Here is a 22690-nt window from a genome sequence, read left to right on the forward strand (position 1 = left end):
CGACGGTCAGCCGCGCACGAGCGTGTCGCCGTCCGCGAGGAACGCGACGGCCCGCACCGGGGCGCCGTCGACTCCGAGCTTGAGCGGGAAGAACCCGATCGTGACCCGGGACGGCAGCCCCTCCAGGCCGCACAGGTTCTCCACGATGAGCCGGTCCCGCCCGAGGACTTCCTCGTGCACGGGGAACTCCTCGCCTCCGGTCGGGTCGGGACTCAGCGTGTCGACGGCGAGCACGCACATGCCTCGGGCGACGAGTTCGCGGGCGGCGGACGCCGCAAGCGCGGGGTGACGGAGCCTGCGCTCGTCGTCGAACCACCGCGCCCACCCGGTGTCGATCACGACGATGGGCGGCACGACCGCGGGGATCGCACCGGACCGTTCGAGCCGGGCCCAGTCGTAGGTCTCGCCGTCCGCGAGTCCGTCCACCCGGATGACGAGCGCCTCGCCGTACAGCTCCGCCAGCGCGATCTCGGCCATCGTCCGCCCGCCCGGGATGGTGTGCGACGGGGCGTCGAGATGGGTGCCCGTGTGCGAGCCCATCCGGACCTCGGCGACATCGACGCCGTCATGACCGACGGTCAGTGCCGCGCCGACGTGGACGGACGGGTCACCCGGGTACACCGGCATCCCGTCGACGATGGCGTGACTGAGGTCGCGCAGCAGGCGGGGCGCTTCGCCGTGCAGCTCAGCGCTCATGCTGAACCGTCGCGAGGCTCTGCGCCGGCGCGAAGCCGCCCGTCGTGCGACCCGGAAGCGAGAGGAGCAGGTAGAGCACGAACGTCACGACGAACGAGGGCAGGGTCGCACCGAACGGCAGCGGCCAGACGTAGGCCCACACGTACGCCAGCACCGCGCCGACGAGCCACGTGCCGACCGCAAGCCAGTTGACGCCGCCGCGGTACCAGTAGCGTCCGCCCCTGTCACGCAGGATGTCCTGGGTGTACGACCCGCGCTTGATCAGGTAGTAGTCGACGATCATGATCGCGAACACCGGCGCGAACAGCGCGCCGATCGTCACCAGGAACGTCGTGAACTGCGCGAGCAGTCCGAAGAAGGTGGCGCCGATGATCGAGATGACGCCCAGAATGAGGGCGGTCGCAAGGAACGGCACCCGGCGCCCCGGGATCGCATTCACGACGGTCGTGACCATGCCGTAGACGACCATCGTGTTCGTGGCCATGACCGACAGGAAGATCGCGACGGCGAACAGTGCACCGAAGGGCTCGATGATCGTCACCGGATCGAACGCGACGGGTTCGCCGCCGCTCAGGACCACATAGCCGATGGCGGTCGCACCCAGCGACATCGAGATGACCGTGGACAGGGTGTAGCCGACGCCGGATCCGATCGCACCCGCGCGCGTGCCGCGGGCGAAGCGGTTGAAGTCCGCCGACAGGACGGTCCATGAGATCGCGGTCGCCAGGACGACGTCGAAGACGAGGCCCGGCGAGTAGAACGGCTCCGCCGGCGCCGGGATCGCCGCGAAATCGGCGGGTCCGAACGACGTGAACGCCACGAAGAAGACGTATGCCGCGATCGCGAGGATGATCGCCGCGAACCACGGCTCGACACGCGCGACTCCGGCGTGGCCGAAGATCGCGAGGATCACCACGATCGTCTGACACAGCACCGCGAAGATCACCGGGCTGGAGAACCCGGTGAGCGTCGCGACGATGTAGTCCAGCGAGATGCCGGCGAGCATCGCCTGCACCCAGCTCCAGCCCATGAGGATCACGACGTTCGCCGCCACGGGCAGGAGGCTCCCGCGCGTGCCGAACGGGCCCCGGGTGAGGGCCATGGTCGGCAGGCCCGTACGCGTGCCGATCGCGCCGATCAGCACCAGCACGGCTGCGCCGAGGACCGTGCCACCGACGATGAGCGCCAGCACGAGTCCGTACGGCACGTCCGGAACGAAGAGCGTTCCGGTCAGCAGAGTGGTGACGACGAGGTTCGCGGCGAGCCAGATCATCAGCATCCGTCGTCCGGAGTACGTGCCGCGCACGGCTCCGGCATCATCGGACTGCTCCGCGAGTCTGTTCTCGAGGCGGGTGTAGAGCGACATCTTCGGGCTCCTTCAGGGGGTCGGTGCTATCGGGACGCCGCGTCGGGCAGCGGCGACAGGTGCTCGTGGACGGCGACCAGACCGCCGTCCTGGGTGGTGAAGACGATGGTTTCGCGTTCGCGGTACGACTCGGGGCCGTCGGGGGTCTCCACAGAGGTGGCCACGGCGTGGGTGAACACCGCGCCGCCGGGGAAGGACTGCACGTGCTGGTCCGTGGACCGGCACGATGAGACCCGCCACCCCTCGGCGAGCCAGCCCGCCCAGAGCCGCTCGTACTCGGCACGGCTGTTCAAGCGCGCGGACTCGGTGTGGAAGACGAACGTCGCCTCCGGCGCGAAGCCGCCGAAGTAGGCGTCGGTGTCGGTGCGGGCGAAGGCGTCGACGATCGCGGATGCCGCGTCCAGGACGTCCTGCTCGGACGGGACGGTCGCGCTCATCGCGTCTCCTCCGCGCCGCGCGGCGCCATCGCGCTCAGCAGTTCGTACACGACATGGCTCGCGGCGACCGCGGTGAGCTGCGCGTGGTCATACGCCGGTGCGACCTCGACGACGTCGGCCCCGACGATGCGCAGATCGGTGAGCGCCCGCAGCATCCGGAGCAGTTCACGACTCGTGAGTCCGCCGGCCTCAGGGGTGCCGGTGCCGGGAGCGTGGGCGGGATCGAGCACGTCGATGTCGATCGAGATGTACAGCGGCGCGGTGCCGACGCGGGCGCGGATGCGGTCGACGGCGGCGGCGACGCCGTTCTCCTCGACGAACTCGCTCGTGACGATCGCGAAGCCGAGACGCGCGTCGTCCTCGAGGTCGCCCTTGTCGTACAGGGGTCCGCGGATGCCGACGTGCATGCTGGCCGTCAGATCGATCAGCCCTTCCTCCGACGCGCGGCGGAAGGGTGTGCCGTGGGTGGTGGGAGCCCCGAAATACGTGTCCCACGTGTCCAGGTGCGCATCGAAGTGCAGGACGGCGACGGGACCGTGCTGCGCGTGGATCGCCCGCAGCAGCGGGAGCGCGACCGTGTGGTCTCCACCGATCACGACGAGCCGGTCGGCCCGAGCGCCGAGCTCGCGCGCGCCGGTCTCGATCTCGGCGACGGCGGCCGAGATGTCGAACGGGTTCGCCACGAGGTCGCCGGCGTCCGCGACCTGCTGCGCTCCGAAGGGGAAGACGTCCTGCGCGGGGTTGTACGGACGGAGCAGGCGCGAGGCCTCCCGGACGTGCGCGGGACCGAAGCGCGCGCCGGGCCGGTAGCTGACCCCGCTGTCGAAGGGGATGCCGACCACGGCGATATCGGCGTGGTCGACCTCGTCCAGCCGCGGGAGCCGGGCGAAGGTCGCGATGCCGGCGAAGCGAGGAACGAGGCTGGCGTCGACCGGGCCCCGGGGGGCGGCATCCGATTCCGACGACGTGCCGTTCGGCGAGGGTTGCATATTTGGCAACTTTCGATACTCTGGAGACAACATCTGAGGGGACGATACGCGCACACCCCGGGCGCGTCAAGAGTCCGCTCTTCGTCGAGGAGGCCCGGTGCGCGCGATTCACCCGACCGCGGACGAGAACGCGCGACCGATCGGCGCCAAGCTGCGTGCCGCCAGGACGTCGCAGGGCATGTCGCTCGGGCAGGTCGCCGAGACGACCGGGCTGTCCAAGGGATTCCTCAGTCGCGTGGAGCGCGATGAGACCTCGCCGAGCGTGGCCACGCTCGTGCAGCTCTGCCAGGTGCTCTCCCTGCCGATGGGCGCTCTGTTCGCGGAACCCGAAGTGCAGCACGTCGCCTACGATTCGGCGCCCCGGATCAACCTCGGCGGGTTCGCCGCCGACGAGCGGCTCATGTCGCCTCGGAGCGAGCAGCGCGTGCAGCTGCTGCGCTCCGAGCTTGCGGCGGACGCCCACGGCGGCAGCGACCTGTACACGATCAACTGCGACGTCGAGGTGCTGCACGTCGTCTCCGGGACCCTGACGGTGCGCTTCTCCGACCGCACGGTGACGGTGCACGCCGGCGACGCGCTCACGTTCCCGGGCCGGGAGCCGCACACGTGGCAGGTCGAAGGCGGCCCCGCGACCGTGCTGTGGGTCATCGTCCCGGCTCCCTGGAGCGGCTCCGCCTGACCCTGGTCACCGCCCCGCCCCGCCCCGCCCCGCCCCGCCCCGCCGAGATGGTGGGTTTCCCGCCGAGATGGTGGGTTTCCCGCCGAGATGGTGGGCACCACCTCGGCAGAAGAAGCACCACCTCGGCAGAGAAGCCACCACTTCGGCGCAGAAGCCATCATCTCGGCGCACAAGCCACCATCTCGGCAGAAGAAGCACCACCTCGGCGCACAAGCCACCATCTCGGCGGAAGAGGCACCACCTCGGCAGAAGAAGGCGCCGGGCACGCACGGGACTGATGTATCGCATCAGCAGGAGGCGATTCCCCTCGCGCCGATGCGGTGGATAGCGTCGGAGCCGAACACAGGTCCGAACAAAGGAGCCGAGATGGGCGCAGACGGACTCCGCGACCGCACGATCGTCGTGACCGGTGCGGCCGGTGGGCAAGGGCTTGCGACCGCCCGTCTGCTGCACGAGGCGGGCGCGCGCGTCATCGCGACCGACGTGGCGGATGCCGCGCCCACCGTGACCGGTGGCGGCATCGAGTACCGGCGGCTCGACGTCGCCGACGAACGCGACTGGGCAGCCCTCGCCGCGGACTTGAGCGGCGAGATCCTGCGCGGCCTCGTGAACAACGCCGGGATCACGCACCGGACACGCCTCGGCCAGACCGCCCGGGAGGACTGGGATCGCGTCATCGCCGTCAACCTCACGGGGCCGATGCTCGGCATCCAGCATCTCGCCCCGCTCATGCGTGAGGGGTCCTCGATCGTGAACATCGGCTCGTCGGCGGCGCTGACGGGGCACTACCCGGTGGCCTACACCTCGTCGAAGTGGGGGCTGCGGGGGCTCACGCACGTCGCCGCGACCGAGTACGGGGGGCGCGGCATCCGCGTCAACATCGTCCACCCGGGCTTCATCGAGACGTCGATGACCGCGAACGCGCCCGAGGCGATGCGCGACGCGCAGCTCGACTTGACGCCGCTCGAGCGCCTCGGCGCGGCCGACGAGGTGGCTCGCGTCGTCGTCTTCCTGTTGTCGGATGCCGCCGCCTACGTGACCGGAGCGGAGATCCCCGTGGACGGCGGGTTCACGAGCTCCGCCGGCGTCAAGTACATGTCCGACCGCATCGCGCGCGGCTGAGCCTCGATCCGGCGCTCGTCGTGGCGTGGCGCCGAAGAGGCGCTCGTTCCGACGAGATGGCGCTCGTTCCGACGAGATGGCGCTCGTTCCGACGAGATGGCGGCACATTCTCGGCGGAGAACCGACCATCTCGGCGGAAACCCACCACCTCGGCGGAAACCCACCACCCGGCGGGAGCGCGGATCAGCCACCGAGCTCGGACACCAACGCCCGGGCGCCGCGCACCGCGATCGCGGTGGACATGAGCGTCGGGTTCATCGTGTTCGCGGTCGGGATGAGCGCGTTGCCGCCCACGACCAGGTTCTCGAACCCCCACACGTGCGAGTACGGGTCGGCGACGGATGTGCCGTCGTCCACCGCGCCCGCGCGCATCGTGCCCATGTAGTGCAGGCTCGAGCCGTTCGGCAGCAGCCGCGGCTCGGCGATGAACGGTCCGAGCGCGCCGGCCGCCTTGCGCAGCAGCACGGTCGCCTCGGCGATCTCCGCCTCCTCGCGCTCGGTCAGCGCGTACTCGATCGTCATGTTGGGGAACCCGCGGTAGTCCAGCTCGTCGTCGTCGAAGCTCACGCCGTCCTCCGCGCGCGGGAATTTGCGCACGCCGTACCCCATGTTCACGTATCCCCACTTGTTCCCGGCAGCCGGGTGCTCGGGATCCAGCTGGAACGGCGGCGTCTCGGCGTACATCACCTGCAGCGAATACGGGTGCCCCGGCTCGGCGAACGGGATGCGATTCACCGCAGCCACCGGGTCGGCCGGGTTGTACGAGCGCCGCTCGAGCTCGGCTGCGAGCTGCTCGTCGGTCACGCGCTCGGACATCCGCTCGCCGTCGAGCGCGACGGTCGTGATCACGACGTGGTGCTCGGTCAAGTACCGACCGAGGGCGGCGGGGCGGATGCCGGATGCCCAGAGCAGCTGCGGAGAGCGGAAGGCGTCCGCGGCCACGACGACGGCATCCGCGGCGTAGAAGGAGGTCTCGTGCGTGCGGAGGTCCTCGACGACGACGCCGGTCGCGCGCGACCGGTCCGTCTCGACCCGACGCACGAGCGACAGGTCGCGCAGCTCGAACCGCGCCGACAGCGGCGAGGACGGGTCGATCAGCGGTCCGAGCACCATGTCGGCGCCGGTCCAGCGCATCGATCCGTCGGGCTGCGGGTCACCGGCCACCGGGAGAGTCCCGACCTCGACGCCCTCCGGCAGATCACCCTCGTACTCCTCGGCCAGCAGATCGCGGATCGCGGCCCCGATCGGCGAGTCGGCGAACGCCGCGCTCTGCGCGTGCAGCAGGCCCTCGGCGACCTCGATCAGATCGTTCCACTCGGCGTCGTCGATGAAGTCGACGCGCTCGCTGCCGCTCGGCCGCGGGATCGCGCACGTCCAGTGCGCGCCCTGCCCGCCGACGTTCGTCGCGGCAGCGGCCGCGGGGAACGTGGGCGCATGACCCGACCCTTCGCCGCCGAAGTCGATGAGGTGGGTGCCCTGCCGCGCCGTGAACATGCCCTCGACGACGGCGCCGGCTGGCAGACCGAGCGTCTCGCGGAAGGCTCCGGCCTGCGGACCCTGCGACATCTCGCGGGCACGGGCCTTCTCGTCGGGGTCGACGATGTTGCGCACGCTTTCGCCCGGGATCGCCGTCAGCTGCGGACCCGCCTCGAACATGACGACGCGGGCGTCGGGCAGACCCTCCAGCAGCAGCCGGGCGTAGGCGGAGCCGATCGGGCCCGAGCCGACGATGGCGATGGTGGGGTGGGACATGGCATCTCCTCTGCGAGTGCGGGGTTCAGGTGCGGGGTGCGAGCGCAGGTTTCAGGTGCGGCGGATCAGGCGATCGCGGGCTCGGTGGACGGGTGGACGGCGGCCTCGCGTTCGTCGGACAGACGCCCGGGGGGCAGAAGCAGCGCGGCGATGACGCCGACGGCGTACGTCACCGCGAGGCCGAGGAAGATGGGTGCCATCACGCCCGAATACAGCGCCGCGACTTCCGCCTGCACGGCGGCGGACGACGCGTGCACCACGGCGGGCGTGAGGGTCGCTGCATCGAGCGAGGCGGGCAGCCCCATCGTGACGCCCACGCCGATCACGCCGCCGACGATCGCGGTCGCCACGGTGGAGCCGACCTGCCGGACGAGCGAGACGGTGGCGGTGATGCTTCCCGTGTCGGTTCGGGATGCCGCGCTCTGCGCCACCGCGACGATGATGTTCATGAACGCGCCGGTGCCGATGCCGACGAGCGCCATCGCCGCCATGGGCACCCAGAGCGGCATCCCGACCGGCAGCAGCGCCATGATGAGGAGTCCGACCGCCGCCAGTGCGGTGCCGATGACCGGGAAGACGCGATAGCGACCCGAGCGGCTCGCGAGAAAGCCGGTCAGAAGGCTGGAGACCAGCATCCCGAACACGGTCGCGATGGGAACGAGACCCGAGACCGTCGCGGACGTGCGGTACGCCATCTGGATGTAAGTCGGCACGTACGAGACGACCGAGAACAGGCCCACGCCGATCACGGTCGACAGGACGATGCACACCACGACGGTGCGGTTCGCGAAGTGGCGCAGCGGCACGACCGGCTCGGCGACGCGCAGCTCGATCGCGATGAAGGCGGCGAGACCCGCCGCCGCGACGACCACGGCGATCACGAGCGGGATGCCGGCCGCCGGCCCCTCGGAGGCGAACAGCCCCGCGGCCAGGACGAACGCCGTGATCGTGATCCCCAGCGTGACGGCCCCGCCGATGTCGAAGCGTCGGCCGGAGCGGCCCTCGATGTGCGGGACGGCGATGACGGCCAGGGCGAGGGCGATGAGGCCGACGGGGATGTTGATCCAGAAGACCCAGCGCCAGCCCCACGCGTCGGTGATGAGTCCGCCGGCGAGCGGGCCCGCGAGGATCGCGATCGGGAAGGCGACGCCGATCCACGACATGACCTTGGGGCGCTCGCGCGGAGTCGTGACCTCGCCGACGATCGTCTGCGGCATGAGGTGAAGGCCCGCCGAACCGATTCCCTGTGCGACGCGGGCGAGGGCGAGCTGGGTGATGTCCTGCGCGAGACCGCAGAAGAGCGACGCGGCGAGGAAGAGCGTGAGGCTCGCGAGGAAGACCAGGCGGGCGCCGACCAGGTCGGCGAGCTTTCCGAGCACGGGGAGCAGCACCGTGCTGGCGAGCGTGTAGGAGACGATGACCCAGCTCATCTGCTCGACAGCGCCGAGGTCGCCGGTGATCGTGGCGAGCGAGGTCGACACGACGGTGTGGTCGAGCGCCCCGAGGAACGAGACGGTCAGCAGGGAGACGATGAGGAGGCGGAGCCTCCAGGGGGAGAGCGGCATGTGCGGGTCACCCGATGGATCGGGTCATCGACGCGACCGTGTGTGCCGATCCCGCCGCATCACGGGACCGAACGGACCCAAGAGGCCCCGACGTCATGTCCGATTCTAGCACCCTTATGTCGAAAAGCAACCTAACCTCGATCCCTCCCGAAATGGTCCCTCTTCCGCCGAAATGGTGGGTTTTGCACCGAGATGGTGGGTGTTGCACCGAGATGGTGGGCACCACCTCGCGGGCAAACCCACCACCTCGCGGGCAAACCCACCACCTCGGCGAGAAACCCACCATCTCGGCGGAACGGGCGGGCGGGAGCTACTCGCGGCGGACGGGCACCTGGTCGGGCTCGAGCTGCACGGCCCAGCCCTCGATCGTGCCGGCGTTCTCGTATTCCTCGATCTGCAGGATCTGACGGCCGCGCGAGACGTCGTGGGGCAGGGATGCCGTCACGAAGGCGCTGATCGTGAGCCAGGCGTTCTCCTCGTAGGCGATGCCCTCGAGCACGAGCACGTTGGCGTCGACCACCTCGCGCGTGTTCGCCGCCGCACGCGGCGACGCGGCCGACACGGCACGCGCGCCGTTCACCTTGTTCGCGGCGACCACTCCGGCCGCGCCCTCGTCGAGGACCAGCACGCCGAACGCGTCGACGCCGGCGTCCTGGTCCTTCACGACCGCGGCACCCACCGCGATCGCGAAGAGCGGGTAGTCATCGCCCGGGTCGAATGAGTCGGCGCCGTGCCAGACGACCTCGTGACCGGCGGCCTCGGCGCGTGCCTGCAGAGTGCGGCCGAGTTCGTACCCGCCGTGGTCGGCGGCGAAGTGGATGCGTGCCATGACCTTCTCCTCCTGAAGCGTTCGTCACACCGGGGGTGCGACGAACAGGCCCTTGTCGATGTCGTTGAAGGACTCGCGGGCGATGAGCTCGCTCATCTCCTGAGCGGTCCCCCACTGGTCCTGGTTCGAGACGTCCTTGATGTTGAGCCGGTGCGGCTCCCACGTCTCCTCGTCGATCACGGACAGCTCGGTGGTGTACTCGATCGTGTTGCCGGCGGGGCTCAGGAAGTACGCGAACGTGTTGTCGCCGGCGTTGTGACGGCCGGGACCCCAGATCATGCGCGCCCCCGAGCGCAGGATCTTGCCGGCTCCGCGCATCCACTCCTCGATGCCGCGCATCTCGAACGACAAGTGGTGCAGCGAGTGGTGCGGCCCCATCGCGATCGCGACGGAGTGGTGCGTGGTGTTGCACCGCATGAAGTGCATCATGCTCGCCCCGTCGGGCCGGGTGAGCGAGTCCGAGATCGAGAAGTCGAGGTGGTCGATGTACCACTGCGCGGACTGCTCGAGGTTCGCGGAGTTGAACACGACGTGCGACAGCTTCGCGGGGATCGGCTCGCGCTCCCGGATCTTGCGCGCCTCGCGGGTCTCGTACCCGGTCGAGAACTCCAGAACCCGGCCGTCGCCGTCGAAGACGCGGAAGCCGTAGCCTCCGCTGAACCCGGTGAGCTCCTGCGGCTCGTGCACGAACTGCACGCCCTCCGCACGCAGCTTGTCGGCGAGCGCGTGCACATCGGCACGCGAAGCGACGGCGAATCCGACGAGATCGATGCGCTTGTCGTCCTGACGCAGCCGGAGGATGAACGGCTCGCTCGACCCCTCGGCCGCGAGGTAGGCGAGGCCGTCCTCGGCGTGCACCTCCGTCAGGCCCCAGTAGTTCACGAAGAAGTCGCGCTCGGTCTGGAACTCGGGCACCGCGAGCGCGGTGTAGCGCAGGTGGGAGACGAGTCTTTCGGTCATGTCTTTTCCTTACTGTTCGTTCGCGTATCGCGCGCGGGAGCGGGGACGAGCCGCGGGAAGCGGGGGGGCGACGACGGCCGCGCCGACCGGGCCGAGGAGTTCGCCGATGCCGTCCACGACCATGCGGACGACGTCGCCCTCCGCGAGAGGCGGCGGGGTCAGGCTCCCGGCGCGACCCCAGAGCTCGCCGAGGCATCCGCCGTTGCCGACGGTCCCCGAGCCGAGCACATCGCCCGGTACGACACGCGAGTTCCGCGAGGCGTAGGCGACGAGCACCGGGAACGGCCAGCCCATGTTCGAGACGAGGTCCTCGCCGATGAGCTCGTCGTTGACGTACACCTCGGCACGCACCGGCAGAAAGCCCTCCGCATCGAGCGCGAATTCGTCTGCGGTGACGATCCACGGTCCGAGCGACGTGCCGAAGTCCTTGCCCTTCGCGGGACCGAGGCGCACCTTCATCTCGCGGGCCTGCAGGTCGCGGGCGGACCAGTCGTTCATGATCGTGTAGCCGAAGATGTGGGATGCCGCGGCATCCGGTGTCAGGTTCGCACCCGCCGACCCGGCCACCCCGCCGATCACCGCGGCGACCTCGAGCTCGAAGTCCAGTCGCTCGGTGACGGGCGGCGCGACCGCTTCGCCCGGACCGAGGACGGTGTGCGGGTTGGTGAAGTAGAAGGTGGGCGCCTGGTACCACTCCGGCACGACCTCGCTCTTGCCGTCGACCGACGCGCTCACGCCCTCGACGTGCTCTTCGAACGCGACGAAGTCGCGGATCGACGCGGGCTTCAGCGGCGCGAGCAGCTGCACGTCCGCCAGCGCCGCACCGCCCGACGCGTCGAGTGTCTCGGCGAGCTGCAGAGCCGCATCCAGCCCGCCCGCCAGCACATCCGCGACGGTCAGCGCACCGGGAAAGGCGACCACCCGGTCACCGACGACGACACCCTCGTGGACCTCGCCGTCGTGCCGCCAGCGTGCGATCCTCATGCCGGCACCCGGCTCTGCAGGAGGGCGTCGGCGTTGCCCCCGAGGATGCCCTCGGCCACGCCGGCCGGCAGCCCCGCCTCGCGGACGAGTCCCACCGGGTCGTCGAGCCCCATGTCGAACGGGTAGTCGCTGCCGAGGACAACTTGCGACGCTCCGGCGACCTCGACGAGCGCGCGCACGGCGGCGGGGTCGTGCACGACCGTGTCGAACCAGATCTTGCGCAGGTACGTGGACGGCGCGTGCGCGCAGCGCTGCGCCTCCGGACGCACGTGCCACGCCCGATCGGACCGGCCGATCGCGGTCGGGAGGTAGCCCCCGCCGTGGGCGGCCACCAGACGCAGCTCGGGATGCCGGTCCAGCACGCCCGCGAAGATGAGGTGCGACAGCGCGACGGCGTTCTCGACCGGCTGCCCCACGGTGTTGGAGAGGTAGAACCGGTCCAGGCGCTCGTCGAGACTGCAGCCGAACGGGTGCAGGAACACGACGGCCCCGAGCTCGGCCGCCCGCGCCCAGAACGGCTCGAGGCGGGAGTCGGAGAGTTCGACGTCGCCGGCGAACGACGATATCTCCACGCCGGCGAGGCCCTGGCCGATGACGGCGTCGTCGAGGCACTCGACGATGCGCTCCGGATGCTGCAGCGGGACGAGCCCGAGACCCGTCAGGCGCTCAGGGGCGAGGGCGACGTGCGCGGCGATCAGGCGGTTCGACTCCTGTGCCGCCCACACCGCGAGCTCCTCGTCGGCCCACGGGTAGAAGTGGTTCGGCGACGCGCTGACCCACTGGCGGTCCACGCCCTGTGCGTCCATATCGGCCAGCCGCACGGAGACGTCGGTGAGCTTCGGGATGCGCGAGCCCACCATGGGTCCGGACACCTTCAGGCTCTCGGCTCCGTTGCGGACGAGCTCGAGTGCGGCGGCCGCGCGCACGCCCTCCGGCGCACGCCGCTCGATCTCGGCGTGCAGTGCCGGCAGCAGGATGTGCGCGTGGACGTCGGTGACGACCGGGCGTGGATCGGTCATGCCGGTTCTGCCATCTTCTTCGCGATGCCGAAGATGAGCCCACCGGCGTCCGCGTCACGGTCGCCGTCGATCTGCCACTGCGCGAGCTGGCTCGAGGCCTCCACCACCGCCGTGGCACGCGGCAAGCGCCGCGCGTGGAAGTCGTCCCACAGCTGCTGGTCCAGCGCATCGCGGGCGATGAGGAGCTCGGTGAGCACGAGCGCATCCTCGAGGCCCTGGGCCGCGCCCTGCGCGATCGTGGGAGGGCAGGAGTGCGCGGCGTCGCCGATGATCACGACATCCCCGCGGTTCCAGGGAGCGTCCACGACGTGCTTCGTGAACCACGTGTAATTCGTGTGCGCACCCTTCTCCAGGTCGGCGCGGATCGCGTTCCAGGGTCCGCCGTACGCGCGGGACTCCTCGAGCATGATCTGGGAGGCCTCCTCGTCGGTCAGGCCGACCCGGTCCTGCGCCTTCTCGACGAGGAACGCGTACATCGTGTCCTCGCTCGTGGGCGTGTAGCCGGCGATGTAGACGGGTCCGCCGTAATACAGCTCACTGCTCTCCACCTCGGCGGGGCGTGAGACGAACGTGCGCCAGATCCCCATGCCGTTCGTCTCCGGCTTGGTCTGGATGCCGATGAGCTCACGCACCACGGAGTTCACGCCATCGGCGCCGATCAGCAGGTCGAACACCCCGGCGGACTCGTCGCCGATGAAGACCTCGACACCGTTCTCGCGCTGCTCGAGCCCCGTGACCCTCGCGCCGAACCGCACGCGTGCACCCGCCTTCTCGGCGTGCGCGAAGAGGATCCGGGCGAGTTCGGGGCGCGGCATCCCCATCGTGGAGGGGTAATCCGGGCCGCCCGATTTCACGTCGGGCATGCGCGCGACGACGGTCGCGTCCGGGCCCGGCGCGCGGAGGTTCAGGCCGACGAACGGGTAGCCCGCGGCCTGCATGTCCTCCCAGACGCCGAGTGCGTCGAACACGCGCAGCGCGTTGCCCTGCAGCGTGATACCCGAGCCGAGCGCGGTGAGCTCGGCGCGGCTCTCGAAGACCTCGACGTCGACGCCCGCCTTGGCGAGCTGGATCGCGGCGGCGAGGCCGGCGACGCCGGCGCCGGCGATCGCGACGTTGTGGACTGCGGTCATGTCAGAACCTCCGTTGGTCTGGGGAAGGTGCGGATCTAGAGGATCGCGACGGGATTGAGGGGCGATCCGACCGCGCCGGTGATCGGCAGCGGCGCGGCGGAAAGGAGGAAGTCGTATCGTCCGGATGCCGCGCACGCGGCACCCAGCTCGTCGAGGTCCCACATCTCACCGATCGTGAGACCCAGGTTGGGGATCACGACCTGGTGCAAAGGCTGGAAGGCGGGCACGTCGAACTCGTTCGGGCGGACCTCGAAGCCCCACGTGTCGGTCGCGATCGCCGCGATGTCGGTGCGGTGCAGCCACCCGGCGGTCGTGAGCGAGAGCCCGGGCGCCGCCCCTCCGGCATAGTCGCCCCAGCCCTCGCGACGCGCCCGGGTGAGCTGACCCGTGCGGACGAGGACGATGTCTCCCGTGCCGACCGTCACATCCTGGGCGGCAGCGGTGGCTTCGAGGTCGGCGACCGTGATCGCGTACCCGTCCGCGAGTTCTCCGCCCGCGAGGTGTCGGCCGACATCCAGCAGCACACCCCGCGAGACGATGACGGACGCCGCATGCTCGATGCCCGTGACGAGGTCTCCCTCGCTCGTCACGACGTCGCCCGCACGCCGGCCGTTCCAGGCGTTGCCGTGGTCGAAGATGTGCCCGAGCCCGTCCCACTGCGTCGAGCACTGCAGCGGCATCGAGATCACATCGTCGGCGCCGCCGATGCCGTGCGGGAATCCCTGGTTGCCGCGCTCGGCGTCCGTGCCGGTGTCGGTCATGGTGTGGACGGGGTTCGTGCGCCGTCGCCAGCCCTTCTGCGGGCCGTTCGTGTCAAAGGACTGCGCGAGGGAGATGACGCGTCCTTCCCGCACGAGCGCGGCCGCGGCGACGCGGTGCGCAGGGGTGATGTGATTCAGCGTCCCGAGGACGTCATCTTGGCCCCACCGGCCCCAGTTGCGGAACGCCTCGGCGCGCGCGGCGATCTCGGCTTCGGGACCCTGGCGGTCGAGATCGACCGGGTTCTCGGACGGGGTGGTCATGACGCCCCCACGCAGCGGACGACCTGCGTGCCGAGGTTCGCGATCGTCCCCGTCATGACGTCGCCGTCCCGCAGGAAGCGCTTCCAGTGCTGGCCGTTGCCCGCCGGGCTTCCGGTCAGGAGGAGGTCGCCCGGCAGGAGGGGCGAGATCTGCGAGGCGCCCGAGATGAGCGCCGGGATGTCGAAGAGCAGGTCGTCCGTGGACGCGTCCTGCATGGGCTGCCCGTTGAGCTCGAGGAGCACGTGCGCGTCCGCGGCATCGACGAACGCGGCGGGGACCAGGAAGGGTCCGGTGGGAAGGAACCCCGGCGCGTTCTTGGACGAGTACCAGTCGGTGCCGATCTCCTTCATGTCCTTGCGGAACACCAGGTCGCGCGTCGTGATGTCGTTCACGATCGTGTAGCCGGCGACGTGATCCATCGCCTCTTCGCGTGACACCCGGAAGGCTTCCCGCCCGATCACGACGGCGAGTTCGAGCTCCCAGTCGTGCACCTCGCTGTACGCGGGGAGCTCCAGCGGAACGTCGTCACCGACGACGGCGGCCGGCAGCCCGATGAAGAAGTACGGCTCTCCGTTCGCGGCGCGGTCGTCCATCATGGTCGCCGCGAACGCACGCGCCTCCTCCGGGGTGCGGTCGGTGTTGTTCGTGAGGCCGGCGGCGACGAGCTCGATCACGTGCTGCCGGTAGTTCGCGCCGGTCTGCAGCACCTGCCGGGGCTGCACCGGGGCGGTCAGGGTGACATCGGCGAGCGGCGTCCACCCGTCCGCCTTCGCGGCGAGCGCGGCGACCGTGTCCCACGAGCCGGCCGCGAGGAACGCGTTCAGGTTCGGGGCGCCGAGTTCGTCCGCGCTCACCCGGCGGATGCGGTCGCCGGCGACCACCCCGAGTGCCACGTCGTCGCCGTCGCGGAAGCGGGCGAGGGCGTAGGGGGCGGCGGGTCCGGAAGACGTCATCGGCTGTGCTCTCTCTGGGTGATCAGGGCACGAACGCCCACACACAACTTTCGTCTGAGATCGGCATATGCGGGAATCCCCTCTCGCCTATCGCGATCATCAGGATCGTTTATGGCGCCGCGGTTCTGCCGATTCCGCCGCCGCGAGCGCGTCGGCGAACCGGGCGTCGTGGAGGGCATCGGCGAGATCCGTCGGCTGCGTCTGGTCGGCGGCGGCGGCGAGCGCACGGCGGAGTGTGAGGCGGTGGAGCGTTTCGAAGCGGTGCGGCGCGATCGTCGTTCCCTCGCCGGTCGTCTGCTCCACGCGCTGCACGAGGGCCCCGTCGTCGATCGTGACCTCGGCGCGCTCATGGCCGAGCGTGTGGGCCCGGATCACGGACGCTCCGGTCCGCGCGACGGACACCAGGACCGTCACCGGTACCGTTGCCCGTTCGAACAGCGCGAGCGAAGCCGTGGGCGTGGCCTCCACCGCGACGGACCGCAGGTCTCCCCTCGCGAGCAGCCGGGCCCAGGCGACGGCGTCGCGCGTGGTCCCGATGCGCTCGGCCGCCGTCGCGGACGCCTCGACGACGACGGCGCGAACCGCGTCGGATGCCGCGCCGAGGCCGTTCGCGACGTCCGGGCGCACCCGTCGCCGGGCGATCACAAGGGGGATCCGCACCCCCGCGTGCAGTGCCTCGAAGTCGGCGGTCCGCAGCGAGACGGCATCCGAGACGACGAGCGCCACCGCGCCGTCATCCTGTGCGCGCAGCGCCTGCTCGACGACGCGTTCGCCGCCGAGGACGGCGACCGCGTCGTGGGCTCCGTCCGCCACTCGGGCGGCGATCGGGAGTTCGGCGACCGCGGCGAGGAAGGCCGGCTCCCGGGTGAACACCGCCGCGCTCATCGCGCACCACCTTCGCGGACCAGCTCGGCCGCGGCATCCGCCAGCGCGATCGCGTAGCGCGCGTCGTCGAGGATCTCCTCGTACTCGATCGCCTCGCCCGAATCCAGGAGGTCGGCGAGCGCCCGCCACTCCTGGAGATAGCCGTCCTGCTCGGTGCGGGTGTACGTCGTCCACCGGCCGTTCGCCGCCCGCACACGCACCGCTGCGCTGCCGGCGTGCACGAACGGCGGGGGGAAGTCCACTTCGACGCGGTCCTCGGATGTCGAGATGCCCAGCCGCCAGAGGGTGTCCGCGCCGTCCTGGTGCATCACCGCGGCGAGATGAACGAGCACTCCGCCGGAGCGATAGCCGACGCACAGGCCGATCGGTGCGATCGCGCGAGCGTAGACCACCTCGCCGTCAACGGGGAAGCCGGGCGCCAGGTCGCGCAGGAGCGGCAGGTCGTGGATCGCGAGGCCGATCATGAGCCGGCGGACGATCTGCGCCGCGACGGCCGGGTCCTGCAGGTCGGGCGCTCCTCCGCGCTGAGCCAGGACGGGCGGGTCGTCGGTGACGTCGGCGTGGTATCTGCCGTTCGGCGCGAGGGACATCGACACCGATACGGTCTGCACCGGCCCGCCGACCGCGACGAGATGGTGTTTCGTGCGTCCCCACGCATCGTCGAACAGGTGGTTCGTGCCGACGATGAGGGCGACACCCGCCCCGCGGCACGCGTCGATGACGTTCTCCGCGTCCGCTGTGGTCATCGCGAGCGGCTTCTCGCACAGGATGCCGCGCACACCCGCCTGCACGGCGGCGAGGATCTGCTCGGCGTGCTGCTCCGGCGGTGAGCAGATCGCGACGACGTCGACCCGCGGATCGGCGAGCAGCTCGTCGACACCCGACGAGTGGCGGGCGCCGACGCGGGCGGCCAGCGCGGCAGCACGCCCGCTACCGCCGTCGGAGATGTGCACCACGGCGAACTCTTCGCCGAGGCGAGCGGCCGTCGGCAGGTGCAGCGCCGCCACTCCCGGGCCGGCACCCACGATGCCCACTCCGTAGACCATCCGCCATCTCCTCGTTCTCACGGCCGCGAACATGAACTTTCGTCGCGTGTGGGCCTAAGTATGACTCATTGACCCATTTGGGGCAGCCGGAACTGCGTACATCGGGCCTATGTTGTGTGAGAATCAACCATGGCCAGAGACTCCACACTGCGATTCGGCGCTCAGACCGACGAGGTGACGAGCCTGTTGCGCATCGTGAACCTCGTGCGCACCGGCGAGGCGACCACTCGCCCGGAAATCGGTCGACTCACCGGCCTCGGACGGGGCGTCGTCGCACAGCGCATCGATCAGGCGATCGAGATGGGCTACCTCGAGGACGGCGAGTTCGGCCCCTCGTCGGGTGGCCGCGCCCCGCGTACCCTGCGGTTCCGCTCCGACCGCGGTCGCCTCGTGATCTGCGCACTCGGCGCCATGCACCTCCGCGTCGGCATCGCCGCGCTCGACGGCGACATCATCGATCAGGTCCACCGGCACTGGGACATCTCCCGCGGCCCGGCCGAGACTCTCGACACCGCACTCGAGATGATCGACGAGATCCTGGCCCGCCAGCCCGAGGTCGAGGTCTGGGCGGTCGCGGTGGGCGTGCCAGGACCCGTGGACTTCGCCTCCGGCCGCCCCGTCGCGCCGCCGATCATGCCGGGCTGGAACGGATTCGACGTCCGTCGCCGCTTCGAGCAGCGCTTCGATGCGCCGGTGTGGGTCGACAACGACGTGAATCTGCTCGCCCTCAGCGAGCGCGCGCGACGCCAGGACGACGCCGTGGACCTCATCTTCTGCAAGATCGGCACCGGCATCGGCGCCGGACTCCTCTCGCATGGACGCATCCACCGCGGCGCGAACGGCGCTGCGGGCGACATCGGCCACGTGCGGGTGCGCGATTCGGAGGCCCAGTGCCGTTGCGGCAAGACGGGGTGCCTCGAGGCCGAGGCCGGGGGCTGGGCACTCGTCCGCGATGCCGAAGCCGCCCTCGCGGACGGCGCGGGCGGGTACCTCGCGCGACACGTCGAAGAGGGCGGTGCGGTCACCCCCGAGTCGATCGCCCTCGCGGCGATGGACGGCGATGCCCTCGCGATCTCGCTCGTGCAGCGCTCCGCGCGGCTCATCGGGGAGTCGATCGCGGGGCTGGTCAACATGTTCAATCCCGGCGTGATCGTCGTCGGCGGCGCCGTGTCGTCCGCGGGCGAGATCTTCCTGGCGGAAGTCCGGCAGCGAATCTACGAGCTCTCCCTCCCCCTCGCGACGCGCGACCTTTCCACGGTCCGCTCCGTCGGCGATGAGAAGGAGCCGTTGCGCGGCGGTGCCGAGATGCTCCGCGAGCAGCTGTTCGACGTGACCTTCCCGCGGTGGTTCGCCGACGGCAAGCCGTCCATCGACCGTGTGATTCCGGCATCCTGATTCTTCTTACGAATACCGACAAAAGCGTGTAGGTTCTCGTCTTAAGCCGCGCTCGACGCGGTCTTCGACACGAGGACGTGCCCATGACGCTTTCGCCGTTGCGTGACGACGCACTCGCTTCGAGCGCCGCCGGATCGGTGCTGCGCGTGAGCCTGCCGTGGATCCGCTCGCTCCCGCTCGCCTCGCTCGTGGGGCCGATGGTGAGCGTCGACGGCGTCCCCGTCGGGGACCTGCGCGTCGTGGTCGACGGCCGGGCCATGGTACCGGCCGAGCTCGCGGATCTCGACGGATGGTGGTTCCCGCAGGACCGGGTCGCGCTGGAGTGGGGGCGCGCCCTCGATCCCGGCCCGCACGAGGTGTCCGTCGATTTCTCGCTGCGCATCCCCTACCTGCAGGTCGGCCCCGACGGACCGCTCACGCTGCCCTTCCATGCCACGGCGCACCTGACTCTCGATGCGCCGCACGTGCCGGCCGCGCACGTCGGGCGAGCGGATGCCGCTTCCGCGGAGTCCGATGAGCTCCCCGCCGGCTGGGTGCTGAGCGCGAGCGCCTTCAATCTCACACCCGAGATGATCGCCGCCGACAGGACCGCCGTGGACCTCGCGGTCGGCCTGGTGGAGGAGGGTGTCGCCCGCGAGATCGAGGCGGAGCCGGGGCAGCTGTGGCGCTCGTTCCCGGGCAGGTGCGAGGCCGACGCCGACGACCTGCGCTCGCGCTTGGACGCCGCCGGCGGGCGCGTCAGCATCCTCGGCGCGAGTATCGACGACTGGACGCCGGACGGACGACGCCGCACCGTCGAGGAGCGATACGCCTTCCTCGCGCCGCAGATCGAGATCGCGCACCAGCTCGGAGCGCGCGGGCTGCGCCTGCCGATCGGTCAGGCGGGGCCCGAGCTCATCGAGCGCGTCCTGCCCCGCCTGCACGAGACCGGCCTCGCGCTGTTCGAGGAGGTCCAGGGCTCGCAGACGCCCGGCTCCCCGCAGGCGGGCGAGGCGATCGAGCGGATCGTCGGGCTCGACGACCCGCACGTGCGTCTCCTCGTCGACATCTCCATGCTCATGCCCGCCGTTCCCGAGAGCTACCTCGCGCAGCTCGAGGCCGGCGGCGTGCCCGCCGACCTGATCCGGGTGCTGCGCGACGAGTGGCGCGACCCGGCCACCGTGGGCGCGATCGTCGGGCTGCTCCGGTCCGGCGGGGTGCCGGCATCCGTCCACACCCTCTACATGGACCTCCTCGTGCGCTTCGGGCGCTCGGACGCGTCGGCGATCGCCGACGTGCTGCCCTGGGTGGGGGCGTTCCACCTCAAGTTCTGGGACCTCGACGATGCCGACGGCCGCGTGAGTGCGCCGATCCGCGACCTCGGCGCACTGCTGCGGGAAACGGACTTCGCGGGGACCCTCTGCAGCGAGTGGGGCGGCCACGAGTGGCTCGATGACGACGCGATGACGATGACCCGCGACCACCTCGCGCTCGCCCGCCGGGCGCTGATCGGAGAGCCCTGATGACCGACATCCTGAACGTCCTGATCCTGTCCGGGCACATGACGATCGAGCACGACAATGCGCAGCGGAGTTTCCGACTGCACAACCAGTGGATCACCACGCTGCTCGAGGACACCGGCCGGTTCAGGGTCCGGGTCGTGGAGGACCCCCGCGGGCTCGGCGCGGAGATCATCGACAAGTACGACGTGCTGATCGTCGTCTTCGAGGGCAGGGACGGCTTCTTCGACGAAGCCGTCGGGTTCGGCGCCGAGACGGATGCCGCGATACTGCGCTTCGTCCACGACGACGGCAAGGGCATCGTGTGGTTCCACGGGTCGGCCGCGCAGGAGGACCGGTGGGGCTATCCGGAGGAGTACAACATCATGCGCGGCGCGAAGCTGAGCGCATACGAGACGGGCCTGCGACCACGGCCCTGGGGCGAGGCCCTGCTCACGACCGCCGAGCCGCGGCATCCGATCACGGAAGGCATCAACGCCACGTGGACGGTCACCGGCGACGACATCCTCACGGGCGTCGATCTCTACGAGGGCGCGCAGGTGCTGCTCACGACGTTCGATGACATCGAGGCGTATCAGAATGCACCGGTCTGGCCGATGTCGCACTACCCGGTCGTGATCCCCGAGGGCGGCATCGCGGAGCTCAACGGCATGAACACCGACCAGCCCATCGCGTGGATCAACGAGTACGGCGCGGGCCGGTCGTTCACGATCACGATCGGGCACGACATCGACACGTTCCGTCGGATCGAGTTCATCCGCATGTTCCCGCGCGGGGTCGAGTGGGCCGCGACCGGGGAGGTCACGCTCACGGGCCCGGATCGCCGCGGCGAGCGCCGCTTCCTCCCCTGGCCGTATTACAACCGCGAGGGCTGAGCTCCGCTCTTCGCTGCCGAGCGCACGGCTTCGCGCCGAGTACACGGGTCCGCTAGGCGGACAGGCCGTGCACTCGGCACGAGGTCGTGCACTCGGTGCCGACGCGCGGGGGCTCAGCGCGGCTGCAGGCCCGCGGCACGGTAGACCTCGTCGACCACGCGCATCGTGCCGACGCCGAGCGAAGCATCGAGTTCGCTCGCCTCACCCGAGCGCAACGCAGCGACCACGTGCTCGAGCTGCCGGGCATAGCTGTTCTCGCCCTCGACGGCCTTCTCGGACTCGAGCACGTCGTCGCCGGCGGTGACGCGCAGCTCGGCGCCCCACTGCGGGACGATCACGCTCGTGGCCACCAGCGTCGCCACCGAACCCTCGACCCGCAGCGACATGCTGCCCTTGTCATCGCCGATGAACGACGAGCGGACCAGGGCCGGGATGCCGCCCGGGAGCTCCAGCACGGCATCCGTCTGCAGGTCCACACGCGGATCGCCGTCCGACAGCACCGCCTCGGCCGAGACCACCGTGGGCTCGCCCCATGCGGCGCGCATCAGGTCGACGGCGTAGCAGCCGACGTCCATGAACGACCCGCCGCCCAGGTCGGCATCGAGGCGGATGTTCCCGGGCTGCACGACGAAGTGGGGGATGCTGAAGTCGAACGCGACGCTGCGTACCGCGCCCAGCATCCCCGATCGGAGGACCTCGAGCAGCCGCCGGCTGAACCCGTGCAGGCGGTAGTGGAATCCCACGAAGGCACGCCGGCCGGCGGCATCCGCCGCATCGACGATCTGCGCCGCGGTCGTGGCATTGGCCGAAAGCGGCTTCTCGCACAGCACGTGCTTGCCGGCCTGCAGCGCGCGCACCGCCCACTGTGCCTGCACGGTCGACGGGAGCGGGATGTAGACCAGGTCGACGTCGGGGTTCGCGAGCACGGCAGCGTAGTCGCCGGACTCGGGCACACCGAGCAGGTCGGCGGCCTCGCGGGCGCGCTGCGGGTCGCGCGCGCCGACCGCCACGACGCGGACGCCGTCGAGCTCGCGCGCCGGTTCCACGATCGCGCGCTCGGAGATGCCGGCGGCGCCGAGGATCCCGATTGCGATCTCTCCCGTCACGGGGTCACTTCGTGGAGAACGCGGCGTCGAACGCGGCGGCAGGCGGCGTGATCTCGGCGAGCTTGCGGACGAACGCGAGGGCCTCGGGCGCGCCGATCAGGCGGTCCATCCCGGCGTCCTCCCACTCGACCGACGTCGGCCCGTCGTAGCCGATCGCGTTGAGCGCGCGGAAGAGCGGCTCCCAGCGCACCGCGCCGTGACCGGTCGAGACGAAGGTCCAGCCGCGCCGCGGGTCGGCCCATGGCCGGTGCGAACCCAGCACACCGTTGCGGCCGTCGAGGTTCGTGATCGACTCCTTCACGTGCACGTGGAAGATGTGCTCGGCGAAATCCAGGACGAACGCGACGTAGTCCAGCTGCTGCCAGACGAAGTGCGACGGGT

22 protein-coding genes are annotated in these 22690 nt (G+C 70.5%); 5 read left to right on the forward strand and 17 right to left on the reverse strand.

Translation table 11 applies throughout. The annotated features are described in order from the left end of the window. Window positions 1-6: 6 nt before the first annotated feature. From ABD197_RS16160 to speB, 4 genes are read right to left on the reverse strand one after another with little or no spacing between them, the layout of a single operon-like run. Complete coding sequence (locus ABD197_RS16160) at window positions 7-696, reverse strand: cyclase family protein (protein WP_344056008.1); 690 nt, start codon at window positions 694-696, stop codon at window positions 7-9. After that, window positions 686-2062 carry a purine-cytosine permease family protein gene (locus ABD197_RS16165; RefSeq protein WP_344056009.1) on the reverse strand — a complete coding sequence of 459 codons (1377 nt, stop codon included), beginning with the start codon at window positions 2060-2062 and terminating at the stop codon, window positions 686-688. Before ABD197_RS16165 ends, ABD197_RS16160 begins: the two co-directional genes overlap by 11 nt. Before the next feature lie 26 nt (window positions 2063-2088). Beyond that, complete coding sequence (locus tag ABD197_RS16170; protein ID WP_344056010.1) at window positions 2089-2499, reverse strand: YybH family protein; 411 nt, start codon at window positions 2497-2499, stop codon at window positions 2089-2091. Then, window positions 2496-3488 (reverse strand): agmatinase, encoded by a 993-nt coding sequence (speB, locus tag ABD197_RS16175; protein ID WP_344056011.1) that lies wholly within the window; start codon window positions 3486-3488, stop codon window positions 2496-2498. Before speB ends, ABD197_RS16170 begins: the two co-directional genes overlap by 4 nt. Window positions 3489-3585: 97 nt before the next feature. Here speB and ABD197_RS16180 point away from each other — a divergent pair, with 97 nt between their 5' ends. Together ABD197_RS16180 and ABD197_RS16185 are read left to right on the forward strand one after the other, a co-directional pair. Beyond that, window positions 3586-4167 carry a helix-turn-helix domain-containing protein gene (locus ABD197_RS16180; protein ID WP_344056012.1) on the forward strand — a complete coding sequence of 194 codons (582 nt, stop codon included), beginning with the start codon at window positions 3586-3588 and terminating at the stop codon, window positions 4165-4167. Between the two features lie 366 nt (window positions 4168-4533). Next, the gene (locus tag ABD197_RS16185) at window positions 4534-5289 is read left to right on the forward strand and encodes an SDR family NAD(P)-dependent oxidoreductase (RefSeq protein WP_344056013.1); all 756 of its coding nucleotides are present in this window, start codon (window positions 4534-4536) and stop codon (window positions 5287-5289) included. A 183-nt stretch (window positions 5290-5472) separates the two neighbouring features. On the opposite strand, the gene ABD197_RS16190 is transcribed toward ABD197_RS16185, so the two are convergent. The 11 genes from ABD197_RS16190 to ABD197_RS16240 form a co-directional block, all read right to left on the reverse strand. Beyond that, a complete protein-coding gene (locus ABD197_RS16190) occupies window positions 5473-7041 on the reverse strand; it encodes a GMC oxidoreductase (protein WP_344056014.1) in 1569 nt (522 codons plus the stop codon). A gap of 65 nt (window positions 7042-7106) precedes the next feature. Next, window positions 7107-8606, reverse strand: coding sequence for an MFS transporter (locus tag ABD197_RS16195; protein ID WP_344056015.1), 1500 nt, complete (start codon window positions 8604-8606; stop codon window positions 7107-7109). A 310-nt stretch (window positions 8607-8916) separates the two neighbouring features. Next, complete coding sequence (locus ABD197_RS16200; protein WP_344056016.1) at window positions 8917-9435, reverse strand: RpiB/LacA/LacB family sugar-phosphate isomerase; 519 nt, start codon at window positions 9433-9435, stop codon at window positions 8917-8919. Window positions 9436-9459: 24 nt separating this feature from the next. Then, entirely contained in the window at window positions 9460-10395 is a 936-nt protein-coding gene (locus ABD197_RS16205; RefSeq protein WP_344056017.1) for a VOC family protein, read from the reverse strand. Window positions 10396-10404: 9 nt separating this feature from the next. Further along, window positions 10405-11379, reverse strand: a complete 975-nt coding sequence (locus ABD197_RS16210) for a fumarylacetoacetate hydrolase family protein (protein WP_344056018.1) — start codon at window positions 11377-11379, stop codon at window positions 10405-10407. After that, complete coding sequence (locus ABD197_RS16215) at window positions 11376-12398, reverse strand: amidohydrolase family protein (RefSeq protein WP_344056019.1); 1023 nt, start codon at window positions 12396-12398, stop codon at window positions 11376-11378. The genes ABD197_RS16210 and ABD197_RS16215 overlap by 4 nt, the downstream gene beginning before the upstream one ends. After that, complete coding sequence (locus ABD197_RS16220; RefSeq protein ID WP_344056020.1) at window positions 12395-13528, reverse strand: FAD-dependent monooxygenase; 1134 nt, start codon at window positions 13526-13528, stop codon at window positions 12395-12397. The genes ABD197_RS16215 and ABD197_RS16220 overlap by 4 nt, the downstream gene beginning before the upstream one ends. A gap of 35 nt (window positions 13529-13563) precedes the next feature. Further along, a complete protein-coding gene (locus ABD197_RS16225; protein ID WP_344056021.1) occupies window positions 13564-14550 on the reverse strand; it encodes a cyclase family protein in 987 nt (328 codons plus the stop codon). Further along, window positions 14547-15503 (reverse strand): fumarylacetoacetate hydrolase family protein, encoded by a 957-nt coding sequence (locus tag ABD197_RS16230; RefSeq protein WP_344056022.1) that lies wholly within the window; start codon window positions 15501-15503, stop codon window positions 14547-14549. Before ABD197_RS16230 ends, ABD197_RS16225 begins: the two co-directional genes overlap by 4 nt. Before the next feature lie 99 nt (window positions 15504-15602). Next, window positions 15603-16388 (reverse strand): hypothetical protein, encoded by a 786-nt coding sequence (locus ABD197_RS16235; protein WP_344056023.1) that lies wholly within the window; start codon window positions 16386-16388, stop codon window positions 15603-15605. Then, window positions 16385-17434, reverse strand: coding sequence for a Gfo/Idh/MocA family protein (locus tag ABD197_RS16240; protein ID WP_344056024.1), 1050 nt, complete (start codon window positions 17432-17434; stop codon window positions 16385-16387). The genes ABD197_RS16235 and ABD197_RS16240 overlap by 4 nt, the downstream gene beginning before the upstream one ends. A 129-nt stretch (window positions 17435-17563) precedes the next feature. Between ABD197_RS16240 and ABD197_RS16245 the strand changes: the two genes are divergently transcribed. The 3 genes from ABD197_RS16245 to ABD197_RS16255 all read left to right on the forward strand — a co-directional run bounded on the left by ABD197_RS16245 (window position 17564) and on the right by ABD197_RS16255 (window position 21203). Beyond that, window positions 17564-18829, forward strand: coding sequence for an ROK family protein (locus ABD197_RS16245; RefSeq protein WP_344056025.1), 1266 nt, complete (start codon window positions 17564-17566; stop codon window positions 18827-18829). A gap of 83 nt (window positions 18830-18912) precedes the next feature. Beyond that, window positions 18913-20331, forward strand: coding sequence for a hypothetical protein (locus ABD197_RS16250; protein ID WP_344056026.1), 1419 nt, complete (start codon window positions 18913-18915; stop codon window positions 20329-20331). Beyond that, window positions 20331-21203, forward strand: coding sequence for a ThuA domain-containing protein (locus ABD197_RS16255; protein WP_344056027.1), 873 nt, complete (start codon window positions 20331-20333; stop codon window positions 21201-21203). The genes ABD197_RS16250 and ABD197_RS16255 overlap by 1 nt, the downstream gene beginning before the upstream one ends. Window positions 21204-21316: 113 nt before the next feature. On the opposite strand, the gene ABD197_RS16260 is transcribed toward ABD197_RS16255, so the two are convergent. Both ABD197_RS16260 and ABD197_RS16265 read right to left on the reverse strand, forming a co-directional pair. Then, complete coding sequence (locus ABD197_RS16260) at window positions 21317-22309, reverse strand: Gfo/Idh/MocA family protein (RefSeq protein WP_344056028.1); 993 nt, start codon at window positions 22307-22309, stop codon at window positions 21317-21319. Between the two features lie 4 nt (window positions 22310-22313). After that, a partial coding sequence (locus ABD197_RS16265) for a sugar phosphate isomerase/epimerase family protein (RefSeq protein WP_344056029.1) occupies window positions 22314-22690 on the reverse strand: 377 nt, incomplete at its 5' end.

The sequence above is a fragment of the Microbacterium lacus genome, assembly GCF_039531105.1.
GTDB lineage: Bacteria > Actinomycetota > Actinomycetes > Actinomycetales > Microbacteriaceae > Microbacterium > Microbacterium lacus.

Coding starts and splice junctions, on each gene's coding strand:
- ABD197_RS16160 (WP_344056008.1), bottom strand. CDS start 696: ATGAGCGCTGAGCTGCACGGCGAAGCGCCCCGCCTGCTGCGCGACCTC.
- ABD197_RS16165 (WP_344056009.1), bottom strand. CDS start 2,062: ATGTCGCTCTACACCCGCCTCGAGAACAGACTCGCGGAGCAGTCCGAT.
- ABD197_RS16170 (WP_344056010.1), bottom strand. CDS start 2,499: ATGAGCGCGACCGTCCCGTCCGAGCAGGACGTCCTGGACGCGGCATCC.
- speB (WP_344056011.1), bottom strand. CDS start 3,488: ATGCAACCCTCGCCGAACGGCACGTCGTCGGAATCGGATGCCGCCCCC.
- ABD197_RS16185 (WP_344056013.1), top strand. CDS start 4,534: ATGGGCGCAGACGGACTCCGCGACCGCACGATCGTCGTGACCGGTGCG.
- ABD197_RS16190 (WP_344056014.1), bottom strand. CDS start 7,041: ATGTCCCACCCCACCATCGCCATCGTCGGCTCGGGCCCGATCGGCTCC.
- ABD197_RS16195 (WP_344056015.1), bottom strand. CDS start 8,606: ATGCCGCTCTCCCCCTGGAGGCTCCGCCTCCTCATCGTCTCCCTGCTG.
- ABD197_RS16200 (WP_344056016.1), bottom strand. CDS start 9,435: ATGGCACGCATCCACTTCGCCGCCGACCACGGCGGGTACGAACTCGGC.
- ABD197_RS16205 (WP_344056017.1), bottom strand. CDS start 10,395: ATGACCGAAAGACTCGTCTCCCACCTGCGCTACACCGCGCTCGCGGTG.
- ABD197_RS16210 (WP_344056018.1), bottom strand. CDS start 11,379: ATGAGGATCGCACGCTGGCGGCACGACGGCGAGGTCCACGAGGGTGTC.
- ABD197_RS16215 (WP_344056019.1), bottom strand. CDS start 12,398: ATGACCGATCCACGCCCGGTCGTCACCGACGTCCACGCGCACATCCTG.
- ABD197_RS16220 (WP_344056020.1), bottom strand. CDS start 13,528: ATGACCGCAGTCCACAACGTCGCGATCGCCGGCGCCGGCGTCGCCGGC.
- ABD197_RS16225 (WP_344056021.1), bottom strand. CDS start 14,550: ATGACCACCCCGTCCGAGAACCCGGTCGATCTCGACCGCCAGGGTCCC.
- ABD197_RS16230 (WP_344056022.1), bottom strand. CDS start 15,503: ATGACGTCTTCCGGACCCGCCGCCCCCTACGCCCTCGCCCGCTTCCGC.
- ABD197_RS16235 (WP_344056023.1), bottom strand. CDS start 16,388: ATGAGCGCGGCGGTGTTCACCCGGGAGCCGGCCTTCCTCGCCGCGGTC.
- ABD197_RS16240 (WP_344056024.1), bottom strand. CDS start 17,434: ATGGTCTACGGAGTGGGCATCGTGGGTGCCGGCCCGGGAGTGGCGGCG.
- ABD197_RS16245 (WP_344056025.1), top strand. CDS start 17,564: ATGGCCAGAGACTCCACACTGCGATTCGGCGCTCAGACCGACGAGGTG.
- ABD197_RS16250 (WP_344056026.1), top strand. CDS start 18,913: ATGACGCTTTCGCCGTTGCGTGACGACGCACTCGCTTCGAGCGCCGCC.
- ABD197_RS16255 (WP_344056027.1), top strand. CDS start 20,331: ATGACCGACATCCTGAACGTCCTGATCCTGTCCGGGCACATGACGATC.